Below are 16,018 nucleotides of genomic sequence, written 5' to 3'. Positions count from 1 at the left end.
TCGGCCGCACTCGAGGCGGGGGGCGGCTTACCCGGCTGCTCGACACAAAAAACATTCGAGAGAAGGAAAGCAACGATGCCAGCGAGCAAAGCGAAGCTGTTGTTGGGGGTTGTGTTCTCTTCGCTGATCCTGACGGCCTGCAACGACGACGTGACGTCGTCCGCTGCGACAGGCACCGACAGTTCAGCCGATCCCGCCGCTCAGGTGGACAAGCCGTACAACGATCCGAACAGTTATTCGTCGAGTGCGACCGCGTCGCTCGATGCGTCCGTTGCGGTCGAAAAGGCCGCCGTCACGCATCACACGATCACGCTGAACGGCAAGACGATCCACTACACGGCCACGGCCGGCCACCTCGTCGCACGCAATCCGCAGACGGGCGCGCCCGAAGCATCGTTCTTCTACGTCGCGTACACGGCCGATAACCAGCCCGCGGCGAAGCGGCCCGTCACGTTCCTGTACAACGGCGGCCCCGGCTCGGCGTCGGTGTGGCTGCATCTCGGCTCGTTCGGCCCGAAACGGATCCAGACTGGCGACCCGAACGCGAACACGTCGACATTCCCGTTCGTCGACAACGCGGAAAGCCTGCTCGACACGACCGACCTCGTGTTCGTCGATGCGATCGGCACCGGCTTCTCCGAAGCCATCGCGCCGAACACGAACCAGACGTTCTGGGGTGTCGACCAGGATGGCGGCGCGTTCCGCGACTTCGTCACGCGCTACCTCGCGGTGAACCAGCGCAACGATTCGCCGAAGTACCTGTTCGGCGAGTCGTACGGCACGCCGCGCACCGACGTGCTCGCGAACCTGCTCGAGACGGCCGGCGTGAACCTGGCCGGGATCGTGCTGCAATCGTCGATCCTGAACTACAACGCCAACTGCGACATGGCGAGCGACTATGTCGGCAACTCGAACAACGGCTCGAGCCCGGTCAGCTGCGCGGGCTTCGTGCCGTCCTACGGCACCGTCGGCGCGTACTATCAGCTCGACAATCCGAATCCGTCGAGCCTGCCGCAGTACGCGGACCAGATGCGCCTGCTGACGGCCGGCAGCTACGCGCCGGCGGTGAACGCGTATCTCGCGAGCCACACGCCGCCGTCGCCGACGCTCGTCACGACGATGGTGAATTCGACCGGCGTGAAGCAGGCGCTGTGGAACGCCGACTTCAACGTGGTCCCGACCTTCTTCGACAACAGCTTCCAGGTGTCGCTGATCCCGGGCACGCTGATCGGCCGCTACGATGCACGCGTGAACGTGCCGTCGTCGAGCCCGCTCGCGGCGGAAGGCGATCCGTCGAGCACGTACATCACGAAGCCGTTCACGGACACGATCGGCACCTATCTGCCGAACGTGCTGAAGTACAGCGCGCAGTCCGCGTATTCGCTGAGCAGCAATGCGATCAACACGTGGGACTGGACGCACGACGGCCTCGCGATGCCCGATACGATCCCCGATCTCGCCGCGGCGCTCACGCTCAATCCGTCGCTGAAGGTGCTGTCGCTGAACGGGTATCACGACATCGCGACGCCGTTCTACCAGACCGAGCTCGACCTCGCGCGACTCGGAACGCAACCGAACCTGACGATCAAGGACTATCAGGGTGGACACATGGTCTATCTCGACGACACGTCGCGTCCGCAGGAGAAAGCCGACCTCGTGACCTTCTACAACGCGGCCGCGCACTGATGCGATGTGCGGGCCTGGCGACGCGCGCCCGTGGCGGCGCCGTTCGCCGGCCGTCGACGACCTCATTCCAGACTGGAGCCTGACATGAAGAAACGTTTCATCGTCGTTGCCGCGGCGCTTGCATGCGGCGGCATTGCATCCGTATCCCTGTCCGCGTTCGCGCAGGCGAGCGACACCGTTGCCCCGGCGCGTGCGCGCCAGGCGCAGCTCGGCGATCCGTACGTGCCGCCGGCCGCGCGCAAGCCGACCGCCGGCACGCAGACGACCGGCGCCGCCTTGCACGCGCAGGTGGTGCGCAAGCTCGCGCGGCAGTTCGGCGCGGCCGACACGCAGAACACCGGGTCGATCACGCAGGCACAGGCGCGCGCGGCCGGCCTCGGCTATGTCGCGAACCACTTCCGGCAGATCGATTCGAGCGGCAGCGGCCGCGTGTCGTTCTCCGACGTGCAGCACTACATGCAGGCGCGCAGCACGAACCAGCAGTAAGCGCGCCGGGCATGAACAAACGGGGGCGGAACCTGCGATGCGGCGGGTTCCGCCCCCGTGCACATGGCACGGCCGTTTCGCGACGACCGGCGCGCTTTTCATCGCTTATCTCATTATCTGGACAATGCATTCAAATATTGGAGACGAATGCGTGCGCTCCTACAATCCGAAGCACATCGACAGCTTCGGACCCACGCATCGCGCGGCGCCCGACGCATACGGAGACACCTTCCATGAAGTTCGCCGGGCGCTTTCCTCGGTGCATCGACCGCCGCCTTGCCGCGTCGCCGGACGCCGTTCCGGCATTGCGACAACGGCTTCACCGATTCCGTTGAAGAAGCCTGTTCCATGACCAAGATGCCCGACTCCCTTGCTCTCGACGCCCGGCGCGCGACGCCGGACGATGCGCCGCTCACGGACAGCATCGGCGCCACCAGCACGCCGCTCGATCTCGCCGCGCAGCAGGCCGGCACGCAGACGCTGCTGCGCGGTCTCGCGATCCTCGAGGCGATCGCCAACGGTGCGCGCGACATGCGCGCGATCGGCGCCGCGCTCGGCACGACGCGCAGCACGACGCACCGGCTCGTCAGCAGCCTCGTGCAGGCGCGCTACCTGCGCCAGGTGCAGGGCGGCTACCTGCTCGGCCCGAAGCTGATCGAGCTCGGCACGATCGCGCTCGAACAGATGCCGCTCACGGCGGTGGCGCGCCCGCACCTCGAAGCGCTCGCGGAAGCGACGCTCGACACGATCCACCTCGGCGTGCGCGACGGCGACGACGTGCTGTACATCGACAAGATTCCCGGCACGCGCGGCCTCGAGATGCGCTCGCGCGTCGGCCACCGGATGCCGCTCGCATCGACCGGCATCGGCAAGGCGATGATGCTCGACCTCGATCCGGATCTGTGGCGCTCGCTGTTCGAGGCCGCGCGGCGCGCGCTGGCCGGCGTCAATTTCAAGCCGGACAACCGGCCCGAAACGAGCGCGTTCCTGCAGCGCATGGCGCACTACGCGGCCGGCGGCTATACGTTCGACCTCGAGGAAAACGAGGCGTCGATCCGCTGCGTGGCCGCGCCGATTCGCGACGCATCGGGCGCGATCGTCGCGGCCGTGTCGGTCGCGAGCACGATTCCGTACATGCCGCACGACCGGATGGACGAACTGATTCCGCTCGTGCAGCGCGAAGCGCGAGCGATTTCCGCGGAGCTGGGCTGGAGCCCGCCGCAGGGTACCCGCAGGATCAAACGATGACCAATTCGACCCGGACCATTCCGGACGCCAGTTCCGCCGCACCGTCGCTGATCGCGCTCGACTGGGGCACGACGTCGCTGCGCGCGTATCTGTTCGACGCGCACGGCGCACTCATCGACACGCGCAGCCGCGCGGCGGGCGTGATGCACGTGCCGGCCGGCGGCGCGCGCGCGTTCGACGTCGTGTTCGAGGAGGCGTGCGGCGACTGGCTCGACCGCGCACCGGGCGTGCCGGTGCTGGCCGCCGGGATGGTCGGCAGCGCGCAGGGCTGGCGCGAGGCGCCGTACGTCGAGGTGCCGGCCGGCGCCGACGCGCTCGTCGCGGGCCTCGTCACGGTGACGACGTCGCGCGGCACCGCGGTGTCGATCGTGCCGGGCGTGATCGCGACGGGCGAGCTGCCCGACGTGATGCGCGGCGAAGAAACGCAGATATTCGGCGCACTTGCGAACGATCCCATGCTTGATGCCGATCGTTCAGGGGTACTGATCGGCTTGCCGGGCACGCATGCGAAGTGGGCGTGGGTGAAGGACGGGCTCATCGAGCGCTTCCAGACCTTCATGACGGGCGAACTGTTCGCCGCGCTGCGCGACCACACGATCCTCGGCCGCACGATGCGCGCGAGCGCCTCGGGCGACCGCGCGGCGTTCGCGCGCGGCGTGACGGTGGCGCGCGGCGCGCAGCGCACCGGGCTGCTCGCGACGATCTTCAGCACGCGCACGCTCGGCCTGACCGACCGGCTCGCTCCCGACGCGCAGGGCGACTACCTGTCCGGCCTGCTGATCGGCCATGAACTGAACGCGCTCGACGCGATGCTCGGGGAGCGCGGCGTCGCGCTCGCGAACCAGCCGCTGCTGCTGATCGGCGACGACGGATTATGTGCGCGCTACGTGGATGCGCTGCGCGTGTTCGGCTGCACGCATGCGCGCGTCGTCGCGCAGGCGACCGAGCGCGGGCTGTGGCGCATTGCATCGCGTGCCGGGCTCGTGCGTGCGGACGGCGAGCCCGTCTGCGCGGACCAATGAATTGACTGAAGAGGAATTGCCGATGTCGTCCGACCTTACGCTGCCCGCGCCGTACACCCCGCACGCCGCACTGATGCGCGCGTTCGACGCGTGCCCGCTGATTGCGATCATGCGCGGCATCACGCCCGTCGAAGCGGCCGACCACGGTCTCGCGCTGTACGAAGCCGGCTTCCGGATCGTCGAGGTGCCGCTCAATTCGCCCGATCCGTTCGACAGCATCGCGGCGCTGCGCCGCGTGCTGCCGGACGACATGATCGTCGGCGCGGGCACCGTGCTGCGCGCCGAATTTGTCGACCGCGTGCAGGATGCGGGCGGCACGCTGATCGTGATGCCGCACAGCGACGCGGCCGTGATTCGCCGCGCGCGCGAGCGCGGGCTTGCGAGCGCACCGGGCGTCGCCACGCCGACCGAAGCGTTCGCCGCGCTCGCGAACGGCGCCGACGTGCTGAAGATGTTCCCGGCCGAGCAACTCGGCGTGCCGGTCGTGAAGGCGTGGCGCGCGGTGATCGACCGCGCGGTGCCGCTGATTCCGGTCGGCGGGATCTCGCCGGACAACATGCAGCCGTTCCTCGCGGCCGGCGCCAACGGCTTCGGGCTCGGCTCGGCGCTGTACCGGCCCGGTCAGTCGGCGGACGCGACCGCGGCGAACGCGCGCGCATTCCAGGCCGGCTTGCGCGTCGCGCGCGGCGGAGCCGCATGATGGAACGCCTCGCGGGCAAGGTCGCGATGGTGACGGGCGCGGGCCGCGGGATCGGCGCCGCGATCGCGCACGCGTTCGCTCGCGAAGGCGCGGCCGTCGCGCTCGTCGACCTCGATTTCCCGCAGGCGCAGCGCACGGCCGCCGCGATCGCGCGCGACATCGACGGCGCACGCGTGCTCGCGCTGCATGCCGACGTCGCGCAGCAGGCGTCGGTGCGCGACGCGCTCGCGCAGACCGAAGCCGCGTTCGGTCCGCTCGACGTGCTCGTGAACAACGCCGGCATCAACGTGTTCGCCGATCCGCTGACGATGACGGACGACGACTGGCGCCGCTGCTTCGCGGTCGATCTCGACGGCGTGTGGCACGGCTGCCGCGCGGCGCTGCCGGGCATGGTCGAACGCGGCCGCGGCAGCATCGTGAACATCGCGTCGACGCATGCGTTCCGGATCATCCCGGGCTGCTTTCCGTACCCGGTCGCGAAGCACGGCGTGCTGGGCCTCACGCGTGCGCTCGGCATCGAATACGCGGCGCGCAACGTGCGCGTGAACGCGATCGCGCCGGGCTACATCGAGACGCAGCTCACGCGCGACTGGTGGGACGCGCAGGCCGACCCGGCCGCCGCGCGCGCCGAGACGCTCGCATTGCAGCCGATGAAGCGGATCGGCAAACCGGAAGAGGTCGCGATGACGGCCGTGTTCCTCGCGTCCGACGAGGCGCCGTTCATCAATGCCGCATGCATCACCGTCGACGGCGGGCGTGCGGCGCTGTACCACGACTGACGCAACGATTCGAAAGACCGCACGTGCGACGGCCGCGCGCACGCTGCGTCGAAACCAACAAGCGGCTGCATCCTGTTCGATGAAGACAAGGAGACACTGGAGATGAAACGCAGAACGTTCGTAACGCTGGCCGCTGCGGCCGCGGTGGTGATGGGCAGCCCGGTTGCGCACGCGTCCGATCCGGTCAAGATCGGCTTCCTGGTCAAGCAGCCGGAAGAGCCGTGGTTCCAGGACGAATGGAAGTTCGCGGAGATCGCCGCGAAGGACAAGGGTTTCACGCTCGTGAAGATCGGTGCGCCGTCGGGCGAGAAGGTCATGAGCGCGATCGACAACCTCGCCGCGCAGAAGGCGCAGGGCTTCATCATCTGCACGCCTGACGTGAAGCTCGGGCCGGGCATCGTCGCGAAGGCGAAGTCGCACAACCTGAAGATGATGACGGTCGACGACCGCCTGGTCGACGGCGCGGGCAAGCCGATCGAATCGGTGCCGCACATGGGGATTTCCGCCTACAACATCGGCAAGCAGGTCGGCGACGGCATCGCGGCCGAGATCAAGAAGCGCGGCTGGGACATGAAGGACGTCGGCGCGATCGACATCACGTACGAGCAGCTGCCGACCGCGCACGACCGCACGAGCGGCGCGACCGACGCGCTGGTGGCCGCCGGCTTCCCGAAGGCGAACGTGATCGCGGCGCCGCAGGCAAAGACCGACACCGAGAACGCGTTCAATGCAGCGAACATCGCGCTCACGAAGAACCCGCAGTTCAAACACTGGGTCGCGTACGGCCTGAACGACGAGGCCGTGCTCGGCGCGGTGCGTGCGGCGGAAGGGCGCGGCTTCAAGGCCGACAACATGATCGGGATCGGCATCGGCGGTTCCGACTCGGCGCTGAACGAATTCAAGAAGCCGCAGCCGACGGGTTTCTACGGCACCGTGATCATCAGTCCGAAGCGCCACGGCGAGGAAACCTCCGAGTTGATGTACACGTGGATCACGCAGGGCAAGGCACCGCCGCCGCTGACGCTGACGACCGGCATGCTCGCGACGCGCGACAACGTGTCGAAGGTGCGCGAGGAGATGGGGCTCGCGTCGAAGTAAGCGGTCCGCCGGCTGCCGCGGCGATGCGGCGGCCGGCGGTCGATCGATCCGGAAGTGGGGAGACGACGTGTCAGCGGCACTGCGTTTTGACAATATCGGCAAGGTCTTTCCCGGCGTGCGCGCACTCGACGGTATCTCGTTCGACGTGCATGCGGGTGAAGTGCATGGCCTGATGGGCGAGAACGGCGCGGGCAAGTCGACGCTGCTGAAGATTCTCGGCGGCGAATATCAGCCCGATGCGGGCAGCGTGCTGGTCGACGGCCAGCCCGTGCATTTTTCGAGCGCGGCAGCGTCGATCGCGGCCGGCATTGCGGTGATTCACCAGGAGCTGCAGTACGTGCCCGACCTGACGGTCGCGGAGAACCTGCTGCTCGGCCGCCTGCCGAATGCGCTCGGCTGGGTGAAAAAGGGCGAGGCGAAGCGCCACGTGCGCGAGCGGCTCGCGGCGATGGGCGTCGATCTGAATCCCGATGCGAAGCTCGGGCGGCTGTCGATCGCGCAGCGGCAGATGGTCGAGATCTGCAAGGCGCTGATGCGCAACGCGCGCGTGATCGCGCTCGACGAACCGACGAGTTCGCTGTCGCATCGCGAGACCGAGGTGCTGTTCAAGCTCGTCGACGACCTGCGCGCGCAAGGCCGTGCGCTGATCTACATCTCGCACCGGATGGACGAGATCTACCGGTTGTGCGATGCGTGCACGATCTTTCGCGACGGACGCAAGATCGCGTCGCATGCGTCGCTCGACGACGTACCGCGCGAGCGGATCGTCGCCGAGATGGTCGGGCGCGAAATTTCGGATATCTACCATTACGCGCCGCGCGCGCTCGGCGACGTGCGGTTTTCCGCCGAAGGCGTCGACGGGCCGGCACTGCGCGAACCCGCGAGCTTCTCGGTGCGCGCGGGCGAGATCGTCGGCTTCTTCGGGCTGGTCGGCGCGGGGCGCAGCGAACTGATGCGGCTCGTGTACGGCGCGGACCGCCGACGCGCGGGCGCGCTGACGCTCGACGGCGCGCGCATCGACGTGAAGCGCACCGGCGACGCGATCCGGCACGGCATCGTGCTGTGCCCCGAGGACCGCAAGGAAGAAGGGATCATCGCGATCGCGTCGGTCGCGGAGAACATCAACATCAGTTGCCGCCGCCATTCGCTGCGCGCGGGGCTCTTCATCAACCGCAAGGCGGAAAGCGAAACGGCCGACCGCTTCATCCAGCGGCTGAAGATCAAGACGCCGAACCGGCGGCAGAAGATCCGCTTCCTGTCGGGCGGCAACCAGCAGAAGGCGATCCTGTCGCGCTGGCTCGCGGAGCCCGACCTGAAGGTCGTGATCCTCGACGAGCCCACGCGCGGCATCGACGTCGGCGCGAAGCACGAAATCTACGACGTGATCTACCGGCTCGCGGAACGTGGCTGCGCGATCGTGATGGTGTCGTCGGAACTGCCGGAAGTGCTCGGCGTGTCCGATCGCATCGTCGTGATGCGCGAAGGCCGCATCGCGGGCGAGCTGCCGCGCGCACAGGCGAACGAGCATTCGGTGCTGAGCCTCGCGCTGCCGCAGACGAGCGCCGTCGAGGCGGCCTGAGGCCGCGCGGGGCGGCGTCGGGTCGCCCCGGGCGGTACACGACATTCGAATCGATCACGCGCGGCGCGGGCCGCGCGAAGCAGGAGACACAATCATGCAAGTCAGGGAAAACCTCGCCAGCGCGGCCGTGAAGCCGTCGGCCGACACGCTGGTGCCCCAGCAGAGCGAGCGCCAGAAGTGGTGGCAGCACCTCACCGAATACAGCCTGATCGCGATCTTCGCGGTGATGTTCCTGACGATGTCGCTGACGGTCGATCACTTCTTCTCGATCGACAACATGCTCGGCCTCGCGCTGTCGATCTCGCAGATCGGGATGGTCGCGTGCACGATGATGTTCTGTCTGGCCTCGCGCGACTTCGACCTGTCGGTCGGTTCGACCGTCGCGTTCTCCGGCGTGCTGTGCGCGATGGTGCTGAACGCGACCGACAACACGCTCGTCGCGATCATCGCGGCGGTCGCGGCCGGCGCGGCGATCGGCTTCGTGAACGGCGCGGTGATCGCGTATCTGCGCATCAACGCGCTGATCACGACGCTCGCGACGATGGAGATCGTGCGCGGGCTCGGCTTCATCGTGTCGAAGGGGCAGGCGGTCGGCGTGTCGTCGGATACGTTCATCGCGCTCGGCGGGCTGTCGATGTTCGGCGTATCGCTGCCGATCTGGGTCACGCTGCTGTGCTTCATCGCGTTCGGCGTGCTGCTGAACCAGACCGTGTACGGCCGCAACACGCTCGCGATCGGCGGCAACCCCGAGGCGTCGCGGCTCGCGGGGATCAACGTCGAACGCACGCGCGTGTACATCTTCCTGATCCAGGGCGCGGTGACGGCGCTCGCCGGCGTGATTCTCGCGTCGCGCATCACGTCGGGCCAGCCGAACGCCGCACAGGGCTTCGAGCTGAACGTGATCTCCGCGTGCGTGCTCGGCGGCGTGTCGCTGATGGGCGGCCGCGCGACGATCTCGGGCGTCGTGATCGGCGTGCTGATCATGGGCACCGTCGAGAACGTGATGAACCTGCTGAACATCGACGCGTTCTACCAGTACCTGGTGCGCGGCGCGATCCTGCTCGCGGCCGTGCTGCTCGACCAGCTGAAGAACCGCGGCGTACGCGACTGACCGATTCCACGGAGACGATCCGCATGACCATCGAAACTTCCGCGCACGATCCGCACGCCGCGAGCCACGCACGCTACGCGCGCTACCCGAGCCTCGAAGATCGCGCGGTGCTGATCACGGGCGGCGCGACCGGCATCGGCGCGGCGTTCGTCGAGCACTTCGCGCGGCAGGGCGCGCGCGTCGCGTTCGTCGATCTCGACGCGCACGCGGGCCGGGCGCTGGCGGAACGCGTCGCGCAGATGCCTGACGTGCGCCACGCGCCGCTGTTCCTGGCGTGCGACCTGACCGACATCGACGCGCTGCGCGATGCGATCGACGCGCTCCGCGCACGCATCGGCGCGATCGCGGTGCTCGTGAACAACGCGGCGAACGACGTGCGTCACGCGATCGGCGACGTGACGCCCGCGTCGTTCGACGCGGGCATCGCGGTGAACCTGCGTCACCAGTTCTTCGCGGCGCAGGCCGTGATCGACGACATGAAGCAGCACGGCGGCGGCGCGATCATCAATCTCGGCTCGATCAGCTGGATGCTGAAGAACGGCGGCTATCCCGTCTACGTGATGGCGAAGGCGGCCGTGCAGGGGCTCACGCGCGGGCTCGCGCGCGATCTCGGCCCGTTCGGTATCCGCGTGAATTCGCTGGTGCCGGGCTGGGTGATGACCGACAAGCAGCGCCGGCTGTGGCTCGACGATGCGGGCCGCGCGGCGATCAAGGCCGGCCAGTGCCTCGATGCCGAGCTGCTGCCGGACGATCTCGCGCGGATGGCGCTGTTCCTCGCGGCCGACGACAGCCGGATGATCACTGCGCAGGACGTGGTGGTCGACGGCGGCTGGGCCTGAGCGTTCGCGCGCGATCCCGCAACCGCAACGAACCGCATCGTTTCTTCGACGAAGGAAAGGAGCTCATCATGACTGCCACGTCCTCGCGCGCATCGTCGTCCACGAGCCAGTCGCGCCGCGCGCGCCTGGCTGCCGCCGCGCAGCCGGTCAGCGCCGGCCCGCAGACCGCCGCGTTCGCGCAGGGCGTCGGCGCCGCGCATGCGGCGGCCGTCACGCTGTCGAACGCATCGCTGCGGCTCGACGTGCTGCCGCATCTGGGCGGCGGCATCGCGCGCTTCGACTGGCGCGGCGACAACGGCGCGCTGGTGCCGGTGTTTCGTCGCTGCGAGCACCCGGAAGTCGCGGCGGACCCGAACGAGCTCGCGTGCTATCCGCTGCTGCCGTACTCGAACCGGATCGCCAACGGCCGCTTCGAATGCGACGGTCGCAGCGTGGCGGTGCCGCGCAACCGCCGCGACGAGTCGCTGCCGCTGCACGGCGACGGCTGGCTCGCACCGTGGCAGGTGGACGACACGACCGACACGACGCTGCGGCTGTCGCTCGATCGCGCGAGCGGCGCGCCGTATGCGTTTCGCGCAATCCAGACGTTCGCGCTCGACGATACGACGCTGTCGATCGCGCTGACCATCGAGAACGCCGGGCGCGCGCGGCTGCCGTTCGGGCTCGGCGTGCATCCGTTCCTGGTGCGCGACGACGCGACCGAGCTGGCCGCGGCGGCGGGCGGCCTGTGGCTGTCGGGCGCCGATTTCCTGCCGGTGCGGCACGTGAGCGTGCCGCCGGCCTGGCAGTTCGGCGTCGCGTATCCGCTGCCGGCGACGCTCGTCAATCATGCGTTTACCGGCTGGGGCGGCCACGCGACGGTGAGCTGGCCGCGCCGCGGGCTGTCGATGACGGTGGCCGCCGACGCCGACGCGTACGTGCTCTTTACGCCGCCCGGCAAGGATTTCTTCTGCTTCGAGCCGGTCGATCATCCGATCAATGCGGTGAACCTGCCGGGCGGCGGGGGCGCGCACGGGATGACGCTGCTCGCGCCGGGCGAGCGGCTCACGCGGCGTTTTTCGTTCACCGTCGAGCGGACCGATGCGCGCGTCGATGCGGCCGCGCGCGAGGGACGCCGGCGACGCGGGTAAAATACGCGGTCTACCAACGGTTTGCCGCGAGTATCCGCCATGTCTTCCCCGCTTACTTTCATCGAATCGCTGCGCGCCGCGTGGCAGCGCACGAATTCGCTGCTGTGCGTCGGCCTCGATCCCGAGCCGTCGCGCTTTCCCGTGCAATTCGACGGCCAGCCCGATGCGATCTTCGAATTCTGCCGGCAGATCGTCGACGCGACCGCGCAGTATGCGAGCGCGTTCAAGCCGCAGATCGCGTACTTCGCCGCGCACCGCGCGGAAGATCAGCTCGAGCGCCTGATTGCGCACATCCACCTCCAGCACCCGGGCCTGCCCGTGATCCTCGACGCGAAGCGCGGTGACATCGGCAGCACGGCCGAGCAGTACGCGCGCGAAGCGTTCGAGCGCTATCGCGCGGACGCGGTCACCGTGAACCCGTACATGGGCTACGACTCGGTCGAGCCGTACTTCGAGCATGAAGGCAAGGGCGTGATCGTGCTGTGCCGCACGTCGAACCCGGGCGGCTCGGATCTGCAGTTTCTCGACACCAACGGCCGGCCGCTGTACCAGGTCGTGGCCGATCTCGCGGCGAACAAGTGGAACGCGAAGAACGGCCAGCTCGGCCTCGTGGTCGGCGCGACGTTCCCGAACGAAATCGAGATCGTGCGCGGGATCGTCGGTGACATGCCGCTCCTGATCCCCGGCATCGGCGCGCAGGGCGGCGACGTGCAGGCGACCGTCAACGCGGGCCGCACCGCCGACGGCACCGGGATGATGATCAACTCGTCGCGCGCGATCCTGTACGCGAGCAAGGGCGAGGACTTTGCCGAAGCGGCGGCGCTCGCCGCGCAGAAGACGCGCGATACGATCAACGCGCATCGCTGAAATAGCACTGACACGCAGGCCGCCCGCCCGGGCGGCCTTGTGCCGCGCCCCGCGCGGCTTTCCCGCCGTGAGCCGTCCTGGCGCACGCGAACAACTTCCCGTCGCTTCCACACCGCATGTCGGCAATTTAGTCGCGCGATGCTGCCGTTTGTCATCCATCCGTAACCAAAATGTCAACAAAGGGAGCGACACCATGCCCAAGCTGTCCCGCCATCTCCTGAGCGCGCTTGCCGCGTCGTTGTGCATGTCGTTCGCCCACGCGGCGGACTTGTCGCACTGGCCGGCGGACAGCGCGAAGGCGCTGAACGCGATGATCGCCGAGCACGCGAACCGTGGCGACTACGCGGTGTTCGACGCCGACAACACGACCTACCGCTACGACCTCGAGGAATCGCTGCTGCCGTATCTCGAGAACCGCGGCGTGCTCACGCGCGACTCGCTCGACCCGTCGCTGAAACTGATCCCGTTCAAGGATTCCGCCGACTACAAGGAGTCGCTGACGAGCTACTACTACCGACTCTGCGAGATCGACGACCTGGTCTGCTACCCGTGGATCGCGCAGGCGTTCGCGGGGCTGTCGCTCGCCGACCTGAAGCGCCACATCGACGCGATGCTCGCCGACGGCAAGCCGGTGCCGATCCGCTACTGGCAGGGCGACAAGGTGGTCGACGGCGCGGCGAACCCGCCGCGCTTCTTCCGCGGGATGCAGGAGCTGTACAACGTGCTGCGCGAGAACGGGATCGAGGTGTACGTGATGACGGCCGCGCACGAGGAGCTCGCGCGGCTGGTGCTGTCCGATCCGAAGTACGGCTACAACGTGAAGCCGCAGAACGTGATCGGCGTGACGACGCTGCTGCGCAACCCGGCCACGGGCGCGCTGACGACGTCGCGGCTGCAGATCAAGGCCGGCAAGTACGACGAAGCCGCGAACCGCACGCTCGTGATCACGCCGTTCCTGATGAACCCGATGACGTGGTACGAGGGCAAGCTCGGCTCGATCGTCGGCTGGATCGACCAGTGGAAGAAGCCGGTGCTGGTCGCGGGCGACACGCCGACGTCCGACGGCTACATGCTGCTGAATGCGACGGACGTCGCGCGCGGCGGCGTGCGCGTGTGGGTGAACAAGAAGGACAAGCAGATGGCGCAGATCCGCGCGTGGTCGGACGAATCGGCCGCGAAGCAGAAGGCGCTCGGCCTGCCGGTCACGGCGGACAAGAACTGGATCGTCGTGAAGCCCGACGCGATCCAGTAAGCGGGCAGGGGCGCTCGCCGCCCCGCCGTGTTCCGGACGAATCAGCCTTCGCGTTCGTCGAGCAGCTTCAGCAGCCCGCGCAGCGCATGCGCGGCCGCCTGCGTGCGGATCTGCTCGCGGTCGCCCTTGAACACGAGCGTCTCGACGTCGGTATGCAGCCGGTTGCTCCAGCCGAACGACACGGTGCCGACCGGCTTCTTTTCGCTACCGCCCGCCGGGCCGGCGATGCCGGTGACGGACAGCGCGACCTGCGCGCGGCTGTTGCGCAGCGCGCCTTCGGCCATTGCGCGGGCGACCGGCTCGCTGACGGCGCCGTGTTTTTCGATCAGGTCGGGCGGCACGCCGATCATCTCGCTCTTGGCCTGGTTCGAGTACGTGACGAAGCCGCGCTCGAACCACTGGCTGCTGCCGGAGATGTCAGTGATCGCGGCGGCGATCATGCCGCCCGTGCAGGATTCGGCGGTGGCGAGCGACAGGTGCTCGTCACGCAGCTTGTTGCCTGCGCGGATCGCGAGCTGGTGGACGACGGAATCGGTTGGCATGCGCGTCGGGAAACGAAAGTCGGGAAATCGGTCAGCCGATGACGGAGCGCCACACGGCAATCACGAGCAGCGTCATGAAGGCGGCGATCAGGTCGTCGATCATGATGCCGAAGCCGCCGCTCATGCGGCGGTCGAAGTAGCGGACCGGCGGCGGCTTGAGCATGTCGAACAGGCGGAACGCGACGAAGGCCCACAGCTGGCCGACGAAGGTCGCGGGCGTGACGAACAGCATCACGAGCCAGACCGCGACGATTTCGTCCCAGACGATCGGACCCGGATCGGTTGCGCCCATCCTGCGTGCGGTGAAGCCGGTGATCCACGTGCCGCCGACGAATCCGAGCGCGATCAGCGCCCACCATTCGGGCACCGTCAGATAGCGGTTCAGCACGACGAACGTCAGCCAGCCGAACAGCGAGCCGAACGTGCCGGGCATGAACGGCGCCAGCCCGCTGCCGAAGCCGAGCGACACGAGGTGCGCCGGGTGCGACAGCATGAAGCGCGCGGTGGCGCGCTGCTGCACGTTCCGCGCGGCGCCGGGCGCGGCCGCGGATGGCGCGGTCGTCGGGTCAGTCTGCATGGAAGTGGTCGAAACCGTGCAACGTGAGAGTCAGGGGCGTGCCGGCGGCATCGCGCCACACGATCGCGGGCTGCTCCGACGGCGACGACAACGCCCGTATTGTACCGACTCGCGTGACCCGAACGCCGGCGCTGGCGCCGGCTGCGTCGACCGCCGCACGGGCCGCGACGGGCGCGGTGAAGCACAGTTCGTAGTCGTCTCCGCCGGCCAGCGTGCATTGGCGTTGCACCGCGGGCGGCAGCGTCGCGAGCGCGGCCGAGCGCGGCACCGCGTCGGCGTCGATATCGGCGCGCACGTTCGAGCGAGTCAGGATGTGCCGCAGGTCGCCGGCGAGGCCGTCCGAGATGTCGAGCGCCGCGTGCGCGACGCCGGCCAGCGCGAGACCGAGCGCGATGCGCGGCTCGGGGCGCTCGAGCGCCTGCCGGAACGCGGCGGCTTCGGCCGCACCGGCGGCCCATTCGCCGCGCGCGAGCCCGAGCCCGGCGCGCGCGTCGCCGAGCGTGCCGGACACCCAGATGTCGTCGCCGTCGCGTGCGGCATCGCGTCGCAGCGCGGCATCCGGCGCGACTTCGCCGAACACGGTCACGCACAGGTTCAGCGGCCCGCTCGTCGTGTCGCCGCCGATCAGCTCGCAGCCGAACCGCTCGGCGAGCGCGAACAGCCCGTCGCTGAATGCCTCGAGCCACGCCGCGTCGGCGCGCGGCAGCGCGCACGCGAGCGTGAACGCGCGCGGCTCGGCGCCCATCGCCGCGAGATCCGACAAGTTGACCGCGAGCGTCTTGTGGCCGAGCGCGTCGGGCGCGACGGAGGGGAAGAAATGGCGGCCTTCGACCAGCATGTCCGTCGAAATGGCCAGCAATTTTCCGGATCGAGGCGCGATCAGCGCGCAATCGTCGCCGATGCCGAGCGTCGCCGCGCGCGGCCCCCGGGCGGCACGGCGTGCGAAGAAGCGATCGATCAGCGAAAACTCGGAAAGGGCGGCTGGCACGGCGAGGGATCCGAAGCGGTTGAGGGAACGGCATTGTACGAGGCGAACGGCGGCGTTCCTGCACCGTTCAGTACATTTTTGTCGCGGCTGTTGCACCCGAATCGCCGGTCTGAC

16 protein-coding genes are annotated in these 16,018 nt (G+C 68.6%); 13 read left to right on the top strand and 3 right to left on the bottom strand.

What is annotated here, in order from left to right; genetic code table 11:
• The first annotated feature begins 75 nt into the window (after nucleotides 1-75).
• The 13 genes from BX604_RS04770 (at nucleotide 76) to BX604_RS04705 (ending at nucleotide 13,797) form a co-directional block, all read left to right on the top strand.
• Nucleotides 76-1,686, top strand: coding sequence for a S10 family peptidase (locus BX604_RS04770; RefSeq protein ID WP_098549806.1), 1,611 nt, complete (start codon nucleotides 76-78; stop codon nucleotides 1,684-1,686).
• Nucleotides 1,687-1,770: 84 nt separating this feature from the next.
• Nucleotides 1,771-2,172: a hypothetical protein gene (locus tag BX604_RS04765; protein WP_098549805.1), complete on the top strand. Its 402-nt coding sequence runs from the start codon at nucleotides 1,771-1,773 to the stop codon at nucleotides 2,170-2,172.
• Between the two features lie 348 nt (nucleotides 2,173-2,520).
• On the top strand, nucleotides 2,521-3,420 hold the full coding sequence (locus BX604_RS04755; protein ID WP_098549804.1) for an IclR family transcriptional regulator: 900 nt from the start codon (nucleotides 2,521-2,523) through the stop codon (nucleotides 3,418-3,420).
• A complete protein-coding gene (locus BX604_RS04750) occupies nucleotides 3,417-4,442 on the top strand; it encodes a 2-dehydro-3-deoxygalactonokinase (RefSeq protein WP_098549803.1) in 1,026 nt (341 codons plus the stop codon). Before BX604_RS04755 ends, BX604_RS04750 begins: the two co-directional genes overlap by 4 nt.
• Before the next feature lie 22 nt (nucleotides 4,443-4,464).
• Nucleotides 4,465-5,142: a 2-dehydro-3-deoxy-6-phosphogalactonate aldolase gene (locus tag BX604_RS04745; protein WP_098549802.1), complete on the top strand. Its 678-nt coding sequence runs from the start codon at nucleotides 4,465-4,467 to the stop codon at nucleotides 5,140-5,142.
• Nucleotides 5,142-5,921, top strand: a complete 780-nt coding sequence (locus tag BX604_RS04740; RefSeq protein WP_098552699.1) for an SDR family oxidoreductase — start codon at nucleotides 5,142-5,144, stop codon at nucleotides 5,919-5,921. The genes BX604_RS04745 and BX604_RS04740 overlap by 1 nt, the downstream gene beginning before the upstream one ends.
• Nucleotides 5,922-6,023: 102 nt before the next feature.
• Complete coding sequence (locus BX604_RS04735) at nucleotides 6,024-7,019, top strand: arabinose ABC transporter substrate-binding protein (RefSeq protein ID WP_096506264.1); 996 nt, start codon at nucleotides 6,024-6,026, stop codon at nucleotides 7,017-7,019.
• Between the two features lie 67 nt (nucleotides 7,020-7,086).
• Nucleotides 7,087-8,598, top strand: coding sequence for an L-arabinose ABC transporter ATP-binding protein AraG (araG, locus tag BX604_RS04730; protein WP_098549801.1), 1,512 nt, complete (start codon nucleotides 7,087-7,089; stop codon nucleotides 8,596-8,598).
• A gap of 94 nt (nucleotides 8,599-8,692) precedes the next feature.
• A complete protein-coding gene (araH, locus tag BX604_RS04725; protein ID WP_098549800.1) occupies nucleotides 8,693-9,709 on the top strand; it encodes an L-arabinose ABC transporter permease AraH in 1,017 nt (338 codons plus the stop codon).
• A gap of 23 nt (nucleotides 9,710-9,732) precedes the next feature.
• A complete protein-coding gene (locus BX604_RS04720; RefSeq protein WP_098549799.1) occupies nucleotides 9,733-10,548 on the top strand; it encodes an SDR family NAD(P)-dependent oxidoreductase in 816 nt (271 codons plus the stop codon).
• Between the two features lie 68 nt (nucleotides 10,549-10,616).
• Entirely contained in the window at nucleotides 10,617-11,678 is a 1,062-nt protein-coding gene (locus tag BX604_RS04715; RefSeq protein ID WP_098549798.1) for an aldose 1-epimerase, read from the top strand.
• A 39-nt stretch (nucleotides 11,679-11,717) separates the two neighbouring features.
• On the top strand, nucleotides 11,718-12,545 hold the full coding sequence (gene pyrF / locus BX604_RS04710; protein WP_098549797.1) for an orotidine-5'-phosphate decarboxylase: 828 nt from the start codon (nucleotides 11,718-11,720) through the stop codon (nucleotides 12,543-12,545).
• 193 nt (nucleotides 12,546-12,738) lie between these two features.
• Nucleotides 12,739-13,797, top strand: a complete 1,059-nt coding sequence (locus BX604_RS04705; protein ID WP_098549796.1) for a phosphorylcholine phosphatase — start codon at nucleotides 12,739-12,741, stop codon at nucleotides 13,795-13,797.
• Between the two features lie 41 nt (nucleotides 13,798-13,838).
• On the opposite strand, the gene BX604_RS04700 is transcribed toward BX604_RS04705, so the two are convergent.
• From BX604_RS04700 to thiL, 3 genes are read right to left on the bottom strand one after another with little or no spacing between them, the layout of a single operon-like run.
• Nucleotides 13,839-14,339 carry a CinA family protein gene (locus BX604_RS04700; protein ID WP_098549795.1) on the bottom strand — a complete coding sequence of 167 codons (501 nt, stop codon included), beginning with the start codon at nucleotides 14,337-14,339 and terminating at the stop codon, nucleotides 13,839-13,841.
• A 31-nt stretch (nucleotides 14,340-14,370) separates the two neighbouring features.
• Complete coding sequence (locus tag BX604_RS04695; RefSeq protein ID WP_098549794.1) at nucleotides 14,371-14,916, bottom strand: phosphatidylglycerophosphatase A family protein; 546 nt, start codon at nucleotides 14,914-14,916, stop codon at nucleotides 14,371-14,373.
• Nucleotides 14,906-15,904 (bottom strand): thiamine-phosphate kinase, encoded by a 999-nt coding sequence (thiL, locus tag BX604_RS04690; protein WP_098549793.1) that lies wholly within the window; start codon nucleotides 15,902-15,904, stop codon nucleotides 14,906-14,908. The genes BX604_RS04695 and thiL overlap by 11 nt, the downstream gene beginning before the upstream one ends.
• Nucleotides 15,905-16,018 lie beyond the last annotated feature (114 nt).

The organism is Burkholderia sp. JKS000303, assembly GCF_002563755.1.
Taxonomy (GTDB): domain Bacteria; phylum Pseudomonadota; class Gammaproteobacteria; order Burkholderiales; family Burkholderiaceae; genus Burkholderia; species Burkholderia anthina_B.
The sequence above is the reverse complement of the archived record's forward strand: the minus strand, read 5'-3'. Positions and strand labels throughout refer to the sequence as shown.